Consider the following 252-nt stretch of genomic DNA (forward strand, 5'->3'; position numbering starts at 1 on the left):
CCGACCGCGTGCTACGCATGCATTTCATTCGCCATTCGAGGTGTTCGAACGTATGCTCGCAACCGCTTCCATAACTTCAGCTTCCGTTCATTAACCCGCTGTTGCGCTTCACCTTTGAAACCGCCCTTGATCATGTGCATTAATTCGACGCCACTCAGAATGACGCGCGCGCAGTGGAAATCCTTGAAGCCCAGCATCGGTCGGGTGATGCGTTTGATGGCCCGATGGTCCTGCTCGACCACGTTATTCAGG

The 252-nt window shown here is 54.4% G+C and carries 1 protein-coding gene; it reads right to left on the reverse strand.

All coding sequences use genetic code 11. The annotated features are described in order from the left end of the window. Positions 1–11: 11 nt before the first annotated feature. On the reverse strand, positions 12–252 hold a 241-nt coding region (locus tag F6X42_RS45215; protein ID WP_246530575.1), incomplete at its 5' end, for a DDE-type integrase/transposase/recombinase.

Origin of the sequence: Paraburkholderia podalyriae, from assembly GCF_014397785.1 — a bacterium.
Taxonomy (GTDB): Bacteria; Pseudomonadota; Gammaproteobacteria; order Burkholderiales; family Burkholderiaceae; genus Paraburkholderia; species Paraburkholderia podalyriae.